Genomic DNA, 18,352 nt, shown 5'->3' on the forward strand with positions numbered 1-18,352 from the left:
TCAGGCCGGCGCGGCAACCACGGACAACAACCGCTCCCTGATGGTCCGGGCGTGTGCGGCGAGATCTACCGTGAGAAAGCGGTAGCGGTGGCCGTTGATCACGACATACTCGTCGAGCTCGCCGCCGACGACGGGGTAGAGCAGCACGCCCTCGGCCGTCTCGCCGAGGTGGTCACGGTCGTGCTGTGACTGTACGTAGGCGTAGAGCTGAAACATGTGATTTCGGGAAAGCTTCGGTGTGCCAAACTGATTGGGCTTGAGCGCGTCGGCGAATTTGGTTTCGACAATGATGCGGCGGCCTGGTCGTTCCAGGATCGTGTCGGTGCGCATCACCGGAAGGATCGCCAGTGCGCCGGCAGAGTGCTCGTCCAACGGCCAGGTATGCACCGTCTCGCCCGGGTGTACCCGCCAGGGTGGCGGCAGCGTCACCCGGTAGAAGCCGCGGACCGCGGCTTCGTACAAGCGCCGGATTGCTGTCGCGTCCCGCAGGGGTGACATCCGGTGTGCGGCACCAGAGTCTTCGGTCGGGATGTTCATCCGCACAAGAAGTCGTGCCGCGTTCACGGCATCCAGGTCGGCAATCTGGTTGCGGCCGAGGGTTATCGCATCCGTATCGGATCGGCTGAACAGCGTCGGTGTGACGCCCTGCAGCCGCAGCATCCCGGCAAGCTGGCGAAAACGATGTGCGCGGTCGCTATCGCGAGACGTCGCCCCCGCGACAGTCAGGCCCGCGTAGATCAGCCGGTTGATCGAATTGTCGACCGACAGTTCCGCATAGCGGCAGGCGATCTGGCCTCGCGAAAGTAACTGTGCTGATTCGGTTTGGAGGACATCGATGCGACCCCTCACTCTGGAGAGCGGCGCGCGTCGGGCGACGTAGGCGCGGCTGAGCGTGCGTTGAAGGCGACGTTCGACGGCCCGTGCGAGGATTTCTGCCACGAGATCAGGCAACTCGTCTGGGCGCTCCTCCGCTCCGGCGCCGCGGATTTTAGCGTTGTCGGCATAGAGCTCTGAGGCATACAGCATCAGTAGCCAGAGGTTGCGGACCGGAATCTCGGTCTTGCCGCTGACGACGACGCCCGTCATAGTGACTCGCCGAGCAGGCGCACGGCCGCCCTCTCGACGCGATCGGGTTCGTCGAACCAGTATTCCGTAAGCAGCGGACAGATCTCGCGTTCGACGATCTGGCGCAGCCAGGTCTGGGTGTTTGTGACCTTGCGTGTTGTCGACGGCGTGAAGAAGCTATGCCCGATCTGGTACTGGTCGCCCAGAGACCGGTCCGCACTGATCGATGCGTTGATCTCACCGACACGTCTGGCGACGGATGCCAGTTCGTCGGCCGGAATTCCACTGTGGCTGGACACCCAGTCACGCCAAGTGTCGTTGAACATCGGCTCCAGGTTGGCGAACGCGAACCGGCGGCGTAGCGCGAAGTCGACGATCGCCAGGGATCGGTCTGCCAGGTTCATCGTGCCGATGATGTACAAATTCGCCGGCAGGTACAGCGGGTCCTCGCCGTCCTTGCGGTAGGTGAGGTCGATCGCCTCAGAGGGAAGCCGTTTCTCGCTTTCCAGTAGTGTCAGCAGTTCCCCGAAGACCTGGGCGAGATTCCCGCGGTTGATCTCCTCGATGACCAGGACGTAGTTGTGGCCGGGGTCGGCCAGCGCTTGGTCGACGATGTTGAGGAACACGCCGTCGGCGAGGACCAGCTTTCCGTCGGCGCTGGGTCGCCAACCGCGGACGAAATCCTCGTATGCCGTCGACGGATGGAACTGGATGGCGCGCAGGTATTCTCGGCTCTTCTCACCGATCAGTGCAAAGCCGAGCCGTTTGGCCAGCCATGTCTTGCCGGTGCCGGGTGGGCCCTGCAAGATAAGGTTCTTTTTCGACGTCAACGCGTGGAGGTACGCAGCCAGCGTCTCCGCGGGGATGAAGCAGCCGTCGGTGACGATATCGTCGACGGTGTAGGTCTCGGTTGGCGAAGCCTGTTCTTCCACGGTTACATCCGTGGATGCGTCGTCGGCAGATGTGACCCGAGCGTCATCACCGAATCGCTCCCGCCAATACGGGGAGCTGCGGAAAGCATCGAGATCCTGGTCGGCGCCGTCGAAGGTGAATGAGATCAGCCCGTCGGTGCGCCAGTCGCCGCCGACGACCTTCCACACGGTTCGGCGGTTGGTGTAGAAGTACCACTCGTCACGTTCTTGCGGTGGGTCCCAGGCAACCTTGACAGTTCGGCCGTCGCGACTGTGACCCGTGATGGTGCCGGTCGCCTTGATCGCCATCACCGAAACCGGGTGGCCCTTGTTATCGAATCGGAGATCATCGCGCCGTGAGCGTACGTAGGTCGCTTTGATCGCGATCCGCTCGTTGGGTTGCATCGAATTGACTTCGTCGGCGTAGTCGTCTGTTTCACCAACACTCCAGATGCCCTGTTCGACAAGGTTTTGCGTCTGATCACGACCGCCGTAGTAGGCGCCCACGAACCAGAATGGCGGGCCGTCTTCGGCTTCGGCCGCGGGCGTGTGGCGAACCTTCGGTTGATAGTTCTGGTATGCGGGGATCGCTTCCAGCGTCTCCTCGGTGATATTGACCGGGTGTTCTTCGAGGAGCTGTCTGCCGAAGTCGGTGATGGTGGAGTATCCGTTGCGGACCTTCGTGACCGCCTGGGCGCGGGTGAGAGCAGAGAGTGCCCAACCCATCCGGTTCCGGGCGCGTAGCTGACCAGAACTGAGTGTCTCGGCGCGCTGCGCCTCGGTGAGCTGCATCTCATTGGCTATCGCATCGAAAAGATCTGCAGTGCGCCAAGTCTGGCCATTGCTGAGCACTACGAGCGTCGGGCGGACGAACGCCGGCCAGCGCCCGATCTGAGATGGCTCCGTCATAGCTCGCCTCGGAATGCGCGAGATTGAAGTGAGGCGAATAGCTCGTCGAGTTCCCCCAGTGCTGCGGCTTGTCGGTCTTTCGCGACTCGGAGCGCCTCAACGCGCTCGGAATACTTCTGTTGGTCGGAAGCTGGAGGGATGAGTGTCCGAATGGTCTGGACTTCTTTGGCGTTGATGTTCGCCATACCTACGATGCTCTTGCACATGCCACGTAGCGTGGCCTTGCCGTATGCGGAGTTCAATACTCCAGAAAGGTACTCCGGTGAGATGCCCTCTCGAACTCGCAACCGGACAAGGTATCCGGCGTAGGCCAACGGGGCACCGCCGTTGTAGACGGCAGTCTTGCCGACCAACTCAGCGCTATTTGTGCGATTGAAGAGGACGTCGCCTCTACGCACCGTGTAGCGGCTGAACTTGTCGTCTGGAAGATCCATGTACTTCAGGTCTTGCAGGTCGATTTCGCCGCCGTATGTGATGTTGTTCATTCGTAGGACTGCAATCTCGCCCTGTTGCGAACTCTTCTCACTCGTACCGTAGTCGGCCGATTGGACTAGGTCTTGGACCGTTCCAGTCGGCAGTCCGTGGGGGTTTGACGCCGGATCGCCGAACATGTCTATGAAGATCGACTGTCGGAGCGATTCGAAAGTTGACAGCACTTGACGTCGTCTGGCGCGTAGTGCATCTGCCTGATCGAGGATCGCGGCGATGCGGCGCTGCTCGTCGAGCGGGGGAAGTGGAATGTTGAGTGCCTGGAGGAAGTTGAGCGGCACACGCCGCTGGCCAGCGCTGCCCGTCATCCGCATTTCGCCCTGGCGGCGTACGTGCCCCTGCCGCAAAAAGTGGAGCAGATAGCGGTCGTGAAGTTCGGGACTGGGGCGTAGAACATGAAACTCGGTGGAACCGACGCCGATCTTGCGTCGCAAAGTTGCCTGCCCAATTTTGTTGTTTTCGAAGCACGGTGTGATCTTTGCGACCAAGATGTCGCCATCGGCAAAAACGGTGTAGCCCTTGCTTACTTCGTTGAAGCGGCGAATCACATGTGACTGCGTTAATGCCCGTTCGGTGTCTAGGTCGGCCATGCCGACAAAATTCACCTCGTCGTCGGGGCCGAGTTGCGGTGCGCTCGGATTGGTTTGAGCAACTTCTCCCAATGACACCATTTTCATGACAGCATCGCCTTCAACTCGACCAGCCCAGCAGCAATCTCACTCTCGAGCTTCTCGATCTCGGCGATGATCTCCAACGGCGGTCGATGTTCGACCTCGTCGTGGACGATCTCCCTGTACCGGTTAAGTGACAGGTCGTACCCCTGGGCGACGATATCGTCCTTCGGCACGCAGAACGACTGCTCGGTCCGAGCTCGTTCAAGCTCCGAGGAGACGCGTAACACCCAGCGCGACAACGCGTCGGGAAGGTCATTGGCCTCGACCGGATTCCGCTTGTCATCCAGCGAGAACCCGTCGGCGGTGACGTCGTAGAACCAGACGTTCTCAGTGCCACCGGAGTTCGTCTTGGTAAACAACAGAATCGCCGTCGACACGCCGGCATACGGCCGGAACACCCCGGAGGGCAGCTTCACGATGCCGTCAAGCTTCTGATCCTCCACCAGTGCGCGACGAAGTTCCTTGTGCGCCTTGGACGATCCGAAGAGCACTCCGTCGGGCACGATTACCGCGGCCCGACCTCCCGGCTTCAGAAGCTTCAAAAACAATGCCACAAACAGCAGTTCGGTCTTCTTGGTCTTGACGACGCGCTGCAGATCCTTGGAAGTGGCCTCGTAGTCGAGTGATCCGGCGAAGGGAGGATTGGCCAGGATCAGTGTGTACTTTTCGGCGTCCTCGCTGGCGCCTTCCGACAGGGAATCCCGGTAGCGGATGTCGGGGGATTCGATGCCGTGCATCAGCATGTTCATGCTGCCGATCCGCAGCATGGTGGGGTCGAAGTCATAGCCGTGAAACATGCTGTTGTGGAAGTGCTTACGCTGGTCAGCGTCAGTGAGTACCGATGAATGCTCGTCGCGCACATACTCCGACGCCGCCACCAGGAACCCGGCCGTGCCGCAGGCCGGGTCACAGATCTCATCGGTGGGCTGGGGAGCGGTCATCTTGACCATCAACTCGATGATGTGGCGCGGGGTACGGAACTGCCCGTTCACGCCGGCGCTGGCGATCTTGGACAGCAAGTACTCGTACAAATCACCGTTGGTGTCGCGGTCGGCCATCGGGATGTCGTCGAGCATGTCGACAACCTTGGACAGCAGGGCCGGCGCGGGGATGGTGAACCGGGCATCACGCATGTGCTCGGAGTATGTCGACCCGTCGCCGCCGAGGTCACGCAGGAACGGGAACACCTTGTCGCCGACGGTGGAGAACATCACCGCCGGCTCGGCGTTCTTGAACTGCGACCACCGCAGCTGCTGCTGATCCGGCCCGAACCGCAGCCCCTCGGACTTACCGGTCACGCGGGCTTTTTTCTCGGCGAGGATCTCCAGGTCGTCCAGGCGGCGGATGAACAGCAGGTAGGTGACCTGCTCGATCACCTCCAGAGGATTGGAGATACCGCCGGACCAGAACGCGTCCCACACCCGGTCGACCTTGCTCTTCAGCTCACCCGTGATCACTGCACTGCCCCTTGCTGCCGTTAAGAACCGAACCGAACTGTATACAGGGCCCCGCCGACAAATGGGGCGATATCCGTGAATGGACGCACGGACGGACGAGGCGGCATTGCAGAAGCGAAGTCACGCTAGCTTGAGCACGCGCCCTCAAGCACGGTGAGACTCTCGTTGAATTCCGCTGAGATATACAAGGACTCGCGAATCGATGGTCGTGGCCCAGTAGCCCCTGGAGCGAGGTTCGCCATCTTGGCTGCCCGGTCGGCCATCGTGTCGGCTCGTTCAGCCAGGCCCGGGTCACCGTGGATCTGATCAGCGAACCCATGTAGCCGTGCCGACCACTGTGTGTAATCAGCGGCGGTGACTTCGTCTCCAGCGTCCTTCTTGGAGATGACAGCTCGGGCGAACTGTCTGCTGTAGTCGAGCATCGACCGGATGACGGCGCAATCTGAGGCCGGACGACTGGACAGTACGAATACGCCCGCAGCAAGCGCCAACGTCGCAACAAGGCCGATCCCGCCGAGAATCCACCACCTACGTCCGGTCATCTACGACGCCTCTGCGGGTTCGGAGGGGCACAGCATCGAAATCAACGCTGGGGTCGCACTACGCGCTGGAGCACGACCCTAGCGTCGCACTCGGCGCCAAGCCAGAACGAACCAGCCCTACTTGTTGAACTTCCCGCTCAGATACTCAGCGCGACAGGCATTCCGAGCCAGCTTGCCGCTCGTCGTGCGGGGGATCACGCCGGCGGCGACCATGCGCACGTCGGCCACCCGGATCTGGTGGTGGCGTGACACCGCGGCGCGCACCGCGTCGACGATCGGGCCGGGCTCGGCACGTCCGGCTCCGGCGGCCCGCTCGGCGACGATCACGAGTTCTTCACCGCGGTCGCCGACCACCGAGAACGCCGCGACGTAGCCCGAGCGCACGGCGGGCGACGACGCGCTCACGGTGGTCTCGATGTCGTGCGGGTAGTGGTTGCGTCCGTCGATCAGGATCATGTCCTTGATCCGGCCGGTGAGGTACAGCTCGCCGTCGAGGTAGACCCCGAGGTCGCCGGTGGCCAGCCAGTGGCCGTTGTCGGGCACCTCCTCGGCGTGGCTACCGGTCGTCAATCGGGTCTGCAGCTTGTTGGCGAATACCCGCTCGCTCTCGTCGACGCGGCCGAAGTACCCCTGGCCGACGTTGTTGCCGTGCAGCCAGATTTCTCCGACGGTGCCGTCGGCCAGTTCGTCACCGTCGGGGCTGGCGATGACCGCCCACTGGTTCGGAATCGGCTGGCCGCAGGAGACGTGTGTGACGGCGCCCTCGTCGGTCGGGTCGACGGTCACCGCGCGTCCGGCGCTGAGTTGTTCGCGGTCGAGGTAGATCGCGGTGGCCGCGGCGCTCGGGGCGATGCTGGCCACCGACAGCGTCGCCTCGGCCATGCCGTAGGACGGTTTGATCGCAGTCGCGGGCAGCCCGTACGGGGCGAACGCCGAGGTGAACTTCTCGACGGCGGCCATGGTCACGGGCTCGGAGCCGTTGAGGAGCGTGACCACATTGGTCAGGTCCAGCGTCTCGCCCTCGGGCGGCAGGCCGCGCTCGGAAGCCAGCTCGAAGGCGAAGTTCGGGGCTGCGGCGAAGGTGCGACCGTGTGCAGCCTCTTCGGCCAGCCGCTTGATCCAGCGGTACGGGCGGCGGACGAACGCCATCGGGTCCATCAGGCTGATGTGTCCACCGCACAGCGCCGGGAACATGATCATGATCAGGCCCATGTCGTGGTACAGCGGCAGCCAGCTGACACTGCGGATACCGGTGTCGAGATCGCCGGCCAGGATCATCTGGATGACGTTGGTGCACACGTTGCGATGGGTGATCTCCACACCGGCAGGCGTGCGGGTCGACCCCGACGTGTATTGCAGGTAGGCGATGTCGTCGATGTCGACCTCGGGGTCGACGTACATCTCGGCCAGCGTGTCCGGGACGGCGTCGACGGCGATCACGCGGGGCCGCTCGGCGGCCGGCAGCGTCTTGATGAACGTGCGGACCGATTCGGCCGCAGACGTCGTGGTGAGCACTGCCGTCGGTTTGGCATCGGCCAGGACTGCGGCCAGTCGCTCGGCGTGACCGGCCAGCGCCGGCGCGAACAGCGGCACCGCGATGTTGCCGGCGTGCACCGCCGCGAAGAACGCCGCGACGTACTCGACACCTTGCGGGGCCAGGATCGCCACCCGGTCGCGGGGCTTGGTGACCTGCTGCAGTCGGGCGCCGACGGCACACACCTGTGACCACATGGCATTCCAGCTGAGCTCGACGGCACGACCCTCGGGGTCGGTCGAGTAATCGAGGAAGCGGTACGCAGGCTCATCTCCATAGATGAACCGGTTGCGATCCAGGAACGACGTCAAGGTGACCCCGTCGGGTACGACGATCGTGCCGTCGTCGCGAACGTAGTTTTCGACGTTCGACACCGACGAATCAACAGCACTGGTTGCAGCGGGAACCCGACCCATAACCCGTAAGACTAATAGCGGCTCTAATAAAGCCTGGCAGCGTGGTCGGGTGTGGGTTATCACCGAGTGCCGAAAATGTGTCGTGCGTCTCTCTATCGGGGCCCGTCAACGGCATAAGTCCCGTTATTGTCCGTGAATTCCACGATCACCCGGCGCAGCGTGTCGTTGACCTCAACCGCGCAGGTGAACGTCGCGCCTGTCCGCACGACCGGATTCTTGCCGCCGTTGCATGCCACCGCAACGACCCGGTTGGCCCCGTAGCCGTTGACCGGATCGGACAAGATCTGCGCCACCCCGGCCTCGGCCTGACGGACGTCCAGCCGGGTGCCGGTGGCATCCGAGCGGCTCCACGCCCACAGCCCGGTGCCGACCACCGCGACTGCCCCCACGACGATGGCCGCACCGATGAGCAGACGCCTATCGGTCGGCTTGGGCTGCGACGGCGGTTGCGGTGCGCGTGGCGGTGGCGCGGGCCGCGCATGGTGCTGCGGCTGCTGGGGCGGCGACGGCTGTCGCGGGGGTTGCGGCGTCCACGCCGGCCGGGCCGGGCGAGCCCCAGGTGGCGGAGTGCCGCCCGGCAGGGGTGCGCCGCCCGGCCGCGCCCACCATGGTTGGTCGGGACCGCTCATCGACTCTCCTCGACTCGACTCATCAGCTCACGCGAACCGTTGGTAGCACTGCGCGTCGTCGCCTTGCAGGCCGGACCGGTAGGCCAGGATGCGGGTGAACCCGGCGGGCAGCACCCTGCCGTTGACGTCGCTGGCGGCCAGCCCGTTGGTGAGCAGGCCGCTGATCGCCTCGTCGGTGTCACCGGCTGACAGCGTGATCGGTAGACCGGGCTCGGCCATCCTGGCCTGCCCCACACCGGTCAGGCAGCCGGTGCGCATGGCTGCCACCGGAGTGTCGAGTACCAGGCCCTTCGCGTGCTGCACGGCGAGCGCATACCGCGATGTCAGGACGGAGATTGCCGAATTGTCGCCTTGTAGGAGCTCACGCTCGTCGTTCTCATTCCTGGCTTCCCCCAACGCTTTCATCCCGTCGAGATCCACCACGATGGTGTTGGTCGCCGGACAGTAGGACGCCGGCGGCGACGGCCCCGCGTCGGGACATGCGGTGGGCTCGGTACTCAACGTCGGTGGGTTGGCCGGTGCATAGACCTGCTGCAGTGACTGCATGGTCTTGTCCAGCAGATCGGCGGTGATCGTGCTGTTCGCACTCTGCGGCCCGCCGAAGAAGTCGAGGAACTTGGGCAGATCACCGCGACGGTTCTTGATCTCGTCGGAGTCGATGGCCGCGCATTGGTCGACGTTGCCGCTGAAGCCGATCTGGAACGCGCTGACGCGGTCCAGCGCCGACCCGTGTTCGTTGCCGGTGAGCGTCGCGTCGACCCGTGTCATCAGAGGATCGCGGATGTAGATGAGACCGCCCAGGACGTGGTTGAGGCCGTCACCGGTGCTCAACTCGAAGCGCGGTGATTTACCCGCGGCCACCCAGCGCAGGTAGACCCCGGCGAGGCAGTCGGCTTGCTGCTCGGCCACCAGCACGGGCGTGCTCTCGTTGATCAGCCGGGCCTGCTGCTGGACCGCATGGCCGTACTCGTGGGCCATCACCCCGACGACACCCATCTGGCCGAAATACTGTGCCGCAACGGGAATCGCCACGCCGCGGTCCCAGGCCATCACGTCGCTCTTGAGGCAGTAGAAGGCGTTGGTGAGCCCGACGGTGTTTTCCCCGCAGATCTCGAGCCCGGGGGAGAGGTCGGAGTTGAACGAGACGAGCCGGGACACGGGGGTGAAGGTTCCCGGCAGTGATCCACCGGTGTAGTTCTGCGACCAGAAATTCTCGATGTCGTCGACGGCAAGCAGGGCCAGGTCGTCGATCTGGCCGCCGTCGGTGTTCTCGGCACGGCGGGTCGGCCCGGGTGCGTCGGACCGGATGCCACTGTGGCCGTCGGTCACCGGCAGGCCGCCGACCCGGTCGGGCAGAAACATCATCGAGGTCGCCCGGCCCCCGACCACCGGGGCGTTCCCGCAGCCGGCCAGCAATACCGCACAACAGGCCAGACCGAGCCACCAGCGAAGCCTCGCCAATTGAGCCGCCTTCCGTGCGATCCGCCTCAGCCAGTTCTACCTGCTCGTGCCGATGTTCGGCACGGGCCGTCGGTGACCTGCGCGACAATGGCACCCGTTATGTGCACGTTCGACGATCTGCTGGCCCGGGTACTGGCCCGCGCGGCAGAGCCGGGGACGTCCGTCATCGGGATCGCCGGGGCGCCGGGGGCGGGTAAATCCACGCTGACCGAGGCGCTGGTCGCCGCGGCGCGGGTCCGCCTCGGCGTCGACGCGGTGGCCCACGTTCCGATGGACGGGTTCCACCTCGCCGATGTGGAACTGCGCCGACTGGGCCGGCTGGACCGCAAGGGCGCGCCCGACACCTTCGACGTTGCCGGCTATGCGGCGCTGCTGCGCCGTATCCGCGCACGCACCGAGGTGGTCTACGCCCCGGGCTTCGAGCGCGACATCGAGCAACCGGTGGCCGGTGCGATCCCGGTGTTGCCGGACGCGGCCGTGGTGCTCACCGAGGGCAATTATCTGTTGCTCGACGACCCGGGGTGGTCGACGGTAGCCGCTGAGATCGATGAAATCTGGTACTGCGCAATACAAGACGAAGTGCGCGTCGCGCGCCTGGTGGCCCGTCATATCAATTTCGGCAAGCCGGCCGAGGTGGCGCAGCGCTGGGTCGCCGAGGTCGACGAACCCAATGCCAGGTTGGTGGCCGCCACCGCGTCGCGGGCCGATCTGCTGGTGTCGATCGCCGCCGCGATGGGCCCAGTGATGCCCAACTCACACTGATGTCGTCTGTGCGCATTCTCACGTCTGATCGAGTTGCTATAACTATCAGCCGCGGCCAGAATCTAGGTGTAAATCTGGAATCATTCCAGAAAATCATGCGAGATTGGATAGGTTGCGATGGCGCTTTTGACGATTGGTTCTCAGTTCCCGGAATACGACCTGACGGCCGTGGTTGGCGGAGATCTGTCCAAGGTCGACGCCAAGCAGCCCGATGACTATTTCACCCGCGTCACCAACAAGGACGATGAGGGTAAGTGGCGGATCGTCTTCTTCTGGCCCAAGGACTTCACCTTCGTGTGCCCGACCGAGATCGCCGCGTTCGGCAAGCTCAACGAGGACTTCGAGGATCGCGACGCCAAGGTTATCGGGGTGTCGGTGGACAACGAGTTCGTGCACTTCCAGTGGCGTGCGCAGCACGAGGATCTGAAGACGCTGCCGTTCCCGATGGTCTCGGACCTCAAGCGTGAGCTCTCGCAGGCCGCGGGCGTGCTCAACGCCGACGGTGTGGCTGACCGCGCCACCTTCATCGTCGATCCCAACAACGAGATCCAGTTCGTCTCCGTGACCGCTGGTTCGGTGGGACGCAACGTCGACGAGGTGCTGCGCGTTCTCGACGCGCTGCAGTCCGACGAGCTGTGCGCCTGCAACTGGAAGAAGGGCGACCCGACGCTGAACGCCGGCGAGCTGTTGGCCGAGGCGGTGTAACCGTGAGCATCGACAACATCAAGGAAGCGCTTCCGGAGTACGCGAAGGACCTCAAGCTCAACTTCGGCAGCATCGTGAAGTCGACCGAGCTCACCGAGCAGCAGCTGTGGGGTGCCCTGGTGGCCACCGCTGCGGCGACCAAGTCGGAGCGCCTGCTGAAGGAGATCTCCGAGGACGCCCTCGACGTGCTGAGTGCGGAGGCCTACAACGGCGCCCTCGGCGCTGCGGCGATCATGGGGATGAACAACGTCTTCTACCGCACCAAGGGTCAGCTCGACGGTCGCTACGACGATCTGCGGGCAGGTCTGCGGATGAACATCATCGCCAACCCTGGTGTGCCCAAGGCGGATTTCGAGCTGTGGTCGCTGGCGGTGTCTGCAATCAATGGCTGCTCGCACTGCCTGTCGGCGCACGAGACCGTGCTGCGCGACGCCGAGGTGTCCCGCACGACGATCTTCGAAGCCATTCGGTTGGCGTCGATCGTCTCCGGGGTGGCCCAGGCGCTGCTCACCGCGGACGCGCTCGCCGCAGTCTGATGTCGTAAGCCTCCACAAAAGGGGCTTACGCGCATAACCCAACAGATAAACTCGCCTCTCGCGATTGGAGAGGCGAGTTTTCTGTTGATGGCACCGAAGAGAAACGCCCGCATCGACCCCATCGTGCGGAAAGCGATCACCGGCGCGTCCATCGGTAACGCGGTGGAATGGTTCGACTTCGCCATCTACGGATTCCTGGCGACCTACATCGCCGCCAACTTCTTCCCGTCCGGCAACGAAACAGCCGCACTGCTCAACACATTCGCGATCTTCGCCGCCGCGTTCTTCATGCGCCCGCTCGGCGGCTTCGTCTTCGGTCCGCTGGGGGACCGGCTGGGGCGCCAGCGGGTGCTCGCCGTGGTGATCCTGTTGATGTCGGCCGCCACGCTGGGCATCGGCCTGCTGCCCACCTACGCGACCATCGGCGTGGCCGCACCCTTGCTGCTGCTCCTGCTGCGGTGCCTGCAGGGATTCTCGGCCGGCGGCGAATACGGCGGCGGCGCAGTGTATCTCGCCGAATATGCGGGCACCCGATGGCGTGGGCTCACCGTGACGTTCATCGCGTGGTCTGGCGTGCTCGGCTTCCTGCTCGGCTCGATCACCGTCACGGTGTTGCAGGCATATCTACCGCCCGACGCCATGGAGAGCTATGGCTGGCGTATCCCGTTCCTGGTGGCCGCACCGCTCGGCCTGGTCGGCCTCTACATCAGGCTGCGGCTCGACGACACGCCTGAATTCGCCAAACTCGACGCGACCGACCGGGTGGCCACCTCGCCACTGCGCGAAGCCGTCGGCACAGCCCGGCGGGCGATCCTGCAAGTCATCGGCCTGTTCATCGTGTTCAACGTCGGCTACTACGTCGTCTTCACCTTCCTGCCGACGTACTTCATCAAGACGCTGCACTTCAGCAAGACCCAGGCATTCGTCTCGATCACCCTGGCCAGCCTGGTGGCGCTGATCCTGATCCTGCCGTTGGCGGCGCTGTCGGACCGGATCGGACGCAGGCCCCTGCTGATCGCGGGCTCGGTGGGCTTCGTCTTGCTGGCGTATCCGCTGTTCCTGCTGATGAATTCGGGATCGGCGGCGGCGGCGATCGCCGGGCACTGCGTGCTGGCCGCCATCGAATCGGTGTATGTGGCGACTGCCGTGACGGCCGGCGTCGAACTGTTCGCCACCCGCGTGCGCTACAGCGGTTTCTCGATCGGCTACAACATCGCGGTGGCATTGTTCGGCGGGACGACCCCGTATGTGGTCACCTGGCTCACCGCGACGACCGGCAACAACCTGGCGCCCGCGCTGTACCTCATTGCCGCGGGCATCGTCTCGCTGGCCACCGTCCTGACCTTGCGCGAGAGTGCGGGGCGGCCACTGTCGGGTGTGGATGACCCAGCCGGTCAGCAACGTGTCACGATGACACCGTGAGCGCGACAAGAGGACGCCCGACCAAAGCCGACGTTGCCAAACTGGCCAATGTCTCCACGGCAACCGTCAGCTATGTGCTCAACAACGTTCAAGGGCAACGCATCTCGGAGCAGACCCAGGCCGCGGTGCGCAAGGCCGCGGCCGATCTCGGTTACCGGCCCAACCTGGCGGCCCGCAACCTCGCGGTCGGTGGCAGCGGCGTGGTGCTCTACATCGTGCCGCGGACGGATCTGGGCGAACTACCTCTGGAGGTCGGCAGTCGCCTCACCACCGCGCTCGGCCGGCACGGCATCGTGCTGTCGATGCAGCTCGAGACCGACGACGGCCAGAACATCGTCGACGCGGTGGCGAACCTCAACCCGGTGGCCGTTGCCGGCGTCTTCCCACTCACCGGTGCTGCTGCCGCGGCGGTCGAGGCGGCGCGGATTCCGCAGATCTACCTGGGCAGCGAGAAGCTGCGCGCGCTCGGATCGTTGCACCTGACCGTCGGGGTGATGCGGGTGGAGCATCTGATGTCGCGCGGCCATACGCGGCTGGGCTTCGCCTATTCCGGCTCTGAAGTGCTGCGGCCGCTCGGTGACTACTGGCTGTCGGGTCTGCGGGTGGCCGCCGGCGAGCACGGCCTGCCCGAGATCGAGGTCGACAGCGTGGCCACCGACGGATCGGATGCGGCAGCCGTCGTGTCGAAATGGGTGTCCGGGGGCGTGACGGCCGTATGTGCGCAGAGCGATGAGACGGCGTTCGTGGTGCTGCACGGGATACGCCGGGCCGGCTTGCGCTGCCCTGACGATCTCGCGGTCATGGGGGTCGACGCGATACCGCTGGGTGCGGTCAGCTGCCCACCGCTGACCTCTGTCGCCTTCGACGCCAAGACCATTGTCGATGCCGCGGTCCCGGCCATGATGGCCGAACTCGGATATCCGACGGTCGCCGACGTCGACGGCAGCGACCCCGCCGGGCTCATCGTGCGCGACAGCACCTGAGCATTACATGTGAACTGTAAACCGTAACTCGTGGTGGCCTTGTCCGGTGCCCGTCCCGCCGTGTAACTTACGCGGGTAAGTAACTCTCCGCAGCCCTCAGAGAGGCGGACCGCCGTGAGTGTGAGCACCACCAGTGACGTGTACTTCGACCCGTACGACGTCGAGATCAACGCCAACCCGTATCCGACGTTCGCCCGGCTGCGCGAGGAATCGCCGCTGTACTACAACGAGCAACACGACTTCTATGCGTTGAGCCGTTTCGCCGATGTCAACAAGGGACTCGTCGACCATGAGACCTTCAGCTCGGCCCGCGGCGCGATCATCGAACTGATCAAGGCGAACATCGACGTCCCCTCGGGCGCCCTGATTTTCGAGGATCCACCGATCCACACCGTGCATCGCAAGCTGTTGGCCCGGATGTTCACACCCCGCAAGATCAATGCGCTGGAGCCCAAGATCCGGGAGTTCTGCGCGCAGTCACTCGACCCGCTGGTGGGTGCCGGCAAGGTCGACTTCATCAAGGATTTCGGCGCGGTCATGCCGATGCGGGTGATCAGTGCGCTGCTGGGCATCCCCGAGGACGACCAGGAGATGATCCGCGACCACGGCAACGATCAGTTGCGCACCGAGGCCGGCAAGCCGATGAAAGCGGCCCGCGAGGGTCTGGTCGACGGCTCGATATTCGAGACGTACATCGACTGGCGCAAGGACAATCCGTCCGACGACATCATGACCGACCTGCTCAACGTCGAGTTCACCGATGAGCACGGCGTTACCCGCAAGCTCACCCGCGAGGAACTGCTGATCTACATCAATGTGGTGGCGGGTGCGGGTAACGAGACCACCACGCGGCTGATCGGTTGGGCGGCAAAGGTGCTCGCCGAGCATCCGGATCAGCGCCGCCAATTGGTCGAGAATCCCGCGCTCATCCCGCAGGCCATCGAAGAACTGCTGCGATTCGAGCCGCCGGCCCCGCACGTGGCCCGTTACGTCACCCGTGACGTCGAGTTCTACGGCCAGACGGTTCCCGAGGGCAGCGTGATGATGATGCTGATCGGTGCGGCGGTCCGCGACAGTCGTCAGTTCCCGCCCGACGGTGAGGTTTTCGACATTCACCGCGAGCAGCGCCAGCATCTGGCGTTCAGCGTCGGCACCCATTACTGCCTGGGCTCGGCGCTCGCGCGACTGGAGGGCCGGATCGCTTTGGAGGAGATGCTCAAGCGATTCCCGGAGTGGGATGTCGATCTCGACAATGCCGAGCTGTCGCCGACTTCGACTGTCCGCGGCTGGGATTCGATGCCGGCGTTCCTCCGGTGACCGCCGCGCTGACCGTCCCCAAGGACTGGGCCGAGGTCACGCCGGAGTGGATGACGGCGGCGCTGGTCCATCACCACCCGGGCGCGGTGGTGGACCGCGTGACCGTCGACATGCGCGACGACGGCACCAACCGTCGGGCGCGCCTGTCGGTCACGTACTCGGCGGGTTCGGGACCCGCCACGGTGTTCGCCAAGGCCGTCGACCCCGGACACAAGGAGATGATCAAGTACACCAGCGGCCTGCTGCATGAGCCCAGGCTGTTCAACTCGAAAATCGAGCTGCCGCTGGAACATCCGACGGTCTACGCCGCGCCGATCGATGAGGGCGACGAAGACTTCGTCCTCGTCATGGAGGATCTCACCGCCCGTGCCGCTGATCCGCGTGACGCGACCCGGCCGCTGACCGTGGAGCAGGCGGCGCACGGCGTGCGCGGCCTGGCCCGGCTGCACGGTGCGTTCTGGGGCGCGCGCGTGCGCCGTCCCGGTCTGGAGTGGCTGGAGCCGTTCGTTCCGTGGGACGGCATGCAGTGGGCGCCTTTACCTGCTGCGCTCGACCGGTTGGGTGACGATGCCCCGCCCTCGGTGCGCGCACTGACGATCGACCACCTGGTGGAAGGGATCTGGAAGCCCTTCATCCGGACACTGACCGTGCCCGACACCGCTCAGACACTGCTGCACGGCGATCCGCACATCGGGAACACCTATCTGGTGCCCGACGGAGATGTCGGGTTCCTCGATTGGCAGGTGGCCCGTCACGGCAACTTCTCCTTGGATCTCGGCTATTTCCTGCAGGGCGCGTTGACCACGGAGGACCGCCGGCTGTCCGAGCGTCAGTTGCTCGAGGAGTACCGCGACGAGCTCGGACTGCCCGCCGACGAACTGCCGTCGCCCGATGAGATCTGGCTGCGCTACCGGGCTTCGGTCGCGCACGGGCTGATGACCTGGCTGGCGACTACCAGCGCGGGCGAGTTGTGGCAGCGCCCGGACATCGCCCTCGCGCTGGCCCAGCGGTATTCGGCCGCGTACGAGGATCTGCAGACGGCGCAGGCGCTGGCCGATCTCGTCGGTCGGTGAACTCCGTCAAACCGACCGCCTGACGGGAATCCTCAATCTGGACACCCGCCGAGCCACTACGGTGTCCGGCATGACAGGTGTGGTGGTGACAGGTGCAGCGTCGGGGATCGGCCGGGCCAGCGCGGAGGCGCTGATCGCCGACGGTCGACGGGTTGCGTTGTGGGACATAGCCCCCGAGGTCCGTGATGTGGCCGACGGCTTGGGTATGCCCTCGGCGGTGATCGACGTGTGTGACACCGGTGCGCTGTCGGCGGCGGTTGAGGAGGCGGCTCAGGCGCTCGACGGCATCGACGGCCTGGTGCATGCCGCGGGCCGGGTGCTTCCCGAACCGGTGGGCGCCTACACCGAGGAGTCCTGGGACGCGGTGCTGGACGTGAACCTGCGTGCACAGGCGTTGCTGATGCAGCTGCTGTTGCCCCACCTGGAGAAGTCCGCCGCCGACGGTGGATCGCCCGCGGTCGTCGGTATCTCGAGCATCGAGGGTCTGGCGGCCAACCCGTTCATCCCGGCCTACTGTGCCTCGAAGGCCGGACTGCTCGGCATGACGAGGTCGATGGCTGCCCAGCTGGGCCCGTTGGGAATTCGCGTCAACGCGGTGTGCCCCGGCTTCATTCACACCCCGATGCTGCAGATCGCATTGGACGTCGAGGAGATCCGCGCGAGCTTCGAACAGGCTGCGCCGATGGGCCGGCTCGGTCAGCCCGACGAGGTCGCGGCCGCCGTCGCGTTCCTGATGTCGCCGAAGGCGTCGTTCATCACCGGCACGCAGCTCGTGGTGGACGGGGGAGTGACCAGCCGTCACGCGTGACCCGGTCAGCCGGCGATGGGCCCCAGCGTTTCGGTCAGCCCGGCGATGATCGTGGTGAGCCCTCGGTCGAATTCGTCGAGGTGTCTGAGGTCGCTCAGGCTCGGCCACGGCGCGGGCAGGTTGCCCGGCCGGCGAGTGGCGTGACTGCGGGCCCAGACGACGAGGAAGCCGGACGCGTACGCATCGGTGACGGCGAGGACGTGGCGCGCCTGGTCCGGGTTGAGCCCCGCGCCCTGTAGGACGTTGAGCACTTGGGCCAGGTGGGGCGCCACCGGCAGCTCGTCGTAGGGCGCGAGGGCCAACAGTTCGAACGTCCGCGGGTACCGCGCCGCCACGTCTCGATATGAGCCCAGCACGCGCCGGATCGCCTGCTGCCAGGATTCTCCCGCCCGGGCGTCGGTGTCGAGCAGGCAGATGAGCTGCTCCACGACGCTTTCGAGAAGGTCGTCACGGTTCCGGACATGGGTGTAGAGGCTCATCGTTCCGCAGCGGAGCTCGTCGGCGAGGGCGCGCATGGTCAACATCTCCAGCCCGTCGCGTTCGATCAGCGCGATCGCGGCGGCGGTGACGTTGTCGCGATTCAACTTGGGACGCGACTTTGTCTGTACCGCTTGACTTCTTCCCATGGATCTCACAATATCGGCGTACGTCGTACGGTG

At 64.8% G+C, this 18,352-nt stretch carries 16 protein-coding genes; 8 read left to right on the top strand and 8 right to left on the bottom strand.

From position 1 onward, the window contains the following. From mcrC to ACZYZ7_RS21180, 7 genes are all read right to left on the bottom strand, one after another. The gene (gene mcrC / locus ACZYZ7_RS21150; protein ID WP_463741742.1) at positions 1–1,086 is read right to left on the bottom strand and encodes a 5-methylcytosine-specific restriction endonuclease system specificity protein McrC; all 1,086 of its coding nucleotides are present in this window, start codon (positions 1,084–1,086) and stop codon (positions 1–3) included. Then, a complete protein-coding gene (locus ACZYZ7_RS21155) occupies positions 1,083–2,885 on the bottom strand; it encodes an AAA family ATPase (RefSeq protein WP_463741743.1) in 1,803 nt (600 codons plus the stop codon). The genes mcrC and ACZYZ7_RS21155 overlap by 4 nt, the downstream gene beginning before the upstream one ends. After that, positions 2,882–4,051, bottom strand: a complete 1,170-nt coding sequence (locus tag ACZYZ7_RS21160; protein WP_463741744.1) for a restriction endonuclease subunit S — start codon at positions 4,049–4,051, stop codon at positions 2,882–2,884. Before ACZYZ7_RS21160 ends, ACZYZ7_RS21155 begins: the two co-directional genes overlap by 4 nt. Then, positions 4,048–5,505 carry a type I restriction-modification system subunit M gene (locus tag ACZYZ7_RS21165; RefSeq protein ID WP_463741745.1) on the bottom strand — a complete coding sequence of 486 codons (1,458 nt, stop codon included), beginning with the start codon at positions 5,503–5,505 and terminating at the stop codon, positions 4,048–4,050. Before ACZYZ7_RS21165 ends, ACZYZ7_RS21160 begins: the two co-directional genes overlap by 4 nt. A gap of 659 nt (positions 5,506–6,164) precedes the next feature. Continuing rightward, a complete protein-coding gene (locus tag ACZYZ7_RS21170) occupies positions 6,165–7,997 on the bottom strand; it encodes a fatty acyl-AMP ligase (RefSeq protein WP_463741746.1) in 1,833 nt (610 codons plus the stop codon). Positions 7,998–8,089: 92 nt separating this feature from the next. After that, entirely contained in the window at positions 8,090–8,626 is a 537-nt protein-coding gene (locus ACZYZ7_RS21175) for a DUF4333 domain-containing protein (protein ID WP_450072239.1), read from the bottom strand. 27 nt (positions 8,627–8,653) lie between these two features. Continuing rightward, positions 8,654–10,087 carry a neutral zinc metallopeptidase gene (locus tag ACZYZ7_RS21180; RefSeq protein ID WP_463741747.1) on the bottom strand — a complete coding sequence of 478 codons (1,434 nt, stop codon included), beginning with the start codon at positions 10,085–10,087 and terminating at the stop codon, positions 8,654–8,656. An 87-nt stretch (positions 10,088–10,174) separates the two neighbouring features. Here ACZYZ7_RS21180 and ACZYZ7_RS21185 point away from each other — a divergent pair, with 87 nt between their 5' ends. The 8 genes from ACZYZ7_RS21185 to ACZYZ7_RS21220 all read left to right on the top strand — a co-directional run bounded on the left by ACZYZ7_RS21185 (position 10,175) and on the right by ACZYZ7_RS21220 (position 17,693). Next, positions 10,175–10,849, top strand: a complete 675-nt coding sequence (locus ACZYZ7_RS21185; protein WP_450072241.1) for a nucleoside/nucleotide kinase family protein — start codon at positions 10,175–10,177, stop codon at positions 10,847–10,849. Between the two features lie 117 nt (positions 10,850–10,966). Further along, complete coding sequence (locus tag ACZYZ7_RS21190) at positions 10,967–11,554, top strand: peroxiredoxin (RefSeq protein WP_135456902.1); 588 nt, start codon at positions 10,967–10,969, stop codon at positions 11,552–11,554. Positions 11,555–11,556: 2 nt separating this feature from the next. Next, a complete protein-coding gene (gene ahpD / locus ACZYZ7_RS21195) occupies positions 11,557–12,090 on the top strand; it encodes an alkyl hydroperoxide reductase AhpD (RefSeq protein ID WP_135456900.1) in 534 nt (177 codons plus the stop codon). A gap of 87 nt (positions 12,091–12,177) precedes the next feature. After that, positions 12,178–13,512: an MFS transporter gene (locus tag ACZYZ7_RS21200; protein WP_463741748.1), complete on the top strand. Its 1,335-nt coding sequence runs from the start codon at positions 12,178–12,180 to the stop codon at positions 13,510–13,512. Next, on the top strand, positions 13,509–14,495 hold the full coding sequence (locus ACZYZ7_RS21205; protein ID WP_463741749.1) for a LacI family DNA-binding transcriptional regulator: 987 nt from the start codon (positions 13,509–13,511) through the stop codon (positions 14,493–14,495). Before ACZYZ7_RS21200 ends, ACZYZ7_RS21205 begins: the two co-directional genes overlap by 4 nt. A 114-nt stretch (positions 14,496–14,609) precedes the next feature. Then, entirely contained in the window at positions 14,610–15,812 is a 1,203-nt protein-coding gene (locus ACZYZ7_RS21210; protein ID WP_463741750.1) for a cytochrome P450, read from the top strand. A 50-nt stretch (positions 15,813–15,862) separates the two neighbouring features. Beyond that, positions 15,863–16,885: a phosphotransferase gene (locus tag ACZYZ7_RS21215; RefSeq protein WP_463741932.1), complete on the top strand. Its 1,023-nt coding sequence runs from the start codon at positions 15,863–15,865 to the stop codon at positions 16,883–16,885. A 70-nt stretch (positions 16,886–16,955) separates the two neighbouring features. Next, positions 16,956–17,693, top strand: coding sequence for an SDR family NAD(P)-dependent oxidoreductase (locus ACZYZ7_RS21220; protein WP_450072245.1), 738 nt, complete (start codon positions 16,956–16,958; stop codon positions 17,691–17,693). A gap of 5 nt (positions 17,694–17,698) precedes the next feature. Here the strand turns inward: ACZYZ7_RS21220 and ACZYZ7_RS21225 are convergent, their stop codons facing one another. After that, positions 17,699–18,319, bottom strand: a complete 621-nt coding sequence (locus tag ACZYZ7_RS21225; protein WP_450072246.1) for a TetR/AcrR family transcriptional regulator — start codon at positions 18,317–18,319, stop codon at positions 17,699–17,701. Positions 18,320–18,352: the final 33 nt, after the last annotated feature.

The organism is Mycobacterium sp. IDUB_17 (genome assembly GCF_055419465.1).

Bases quoted from the DNA above. Each gene is read 5' to 3' on its own strand.
- ACZYZ7_RS21185 (WP_450072241.1), top strand. From the start codon at position 10,175: ATGGCACCCGTTATGTGCACGTTCGACGATCTGCTGGCCCGGGTACTG.
- ACZYZ7_RS21170 (WP_463741746.1), bottom strand. From the start codon at position 7,997: ATGGGTCGGGTTCCCGCTGCAACCAGTGCTGTTGATTCGTCGGTGTCG.
- ACZYZ7_RS21175 (WP_450072239.1), bottom strand. From the start codon at position 8,626: ATGAGCGGTCCCGACCAACCATGGTGGGCGCGGCCGGGCGGCGCACCC.
- ACZYZ7_RS21200 (WP_463741748.1), top strand. From the start codon at position 12,178: ATGGCACCGAAGAGAAACGCCCGCATCGACCCCATCGTGCGGAAAGCG.
- ACZYZ7_RS21220 (WP_450072245.1), top strand. From the start codon at position 16,956: ATGACAGGTGTGGTGGTGACAGGTGCAGCGTCGGGGATCGGCCGGGCC.
- ACZYZ7_RS21215 (WP_463741932.1), top strand. From the start codon at position 15,863: ATGACGGCGGCGCTGGTCCATCACCACCCGGGCGCGGTGGTGGACCGC.
- ACZYZ7_RS21160 (WP_463741744.1), bottom strand. From the start codon at position 4,051: ATGAAAATGGTGTCATTGGGAGAAGTTGCTCAAACCAATCCGAGCGCA.
- ACZYZ7_RS21155 (WP_463741743.1), bottom strand. From the start codon at position 2,885: ATGACGGAGCCATCTCAGATCGGGCGCTGGCCGGCGTTCGTCCGCCCG.
- mcrC (WP_463741742.1), bottom strand. From the start codon at position 1,086: ATGACGGGCGTCGTCGTCAGCGGCAAGACCGAGATTCCGGTCCGCAAC.
- ACZYZ7_RS21225 (WP_450072246.1), bottom strand. From the start codon at position 18,319: ATGGGAAGAAGTCAAGCGGTACAGACAAAGTCGCGTCCCAAGTTGAAT.
- ACZYZ7_RS21190 (WP_135456902.1), top strand. From the start codon at position 10,967: ATGGCGCTTTTGACGATTGGTTCTCAGTTCCCGGAATACGACCTGACG.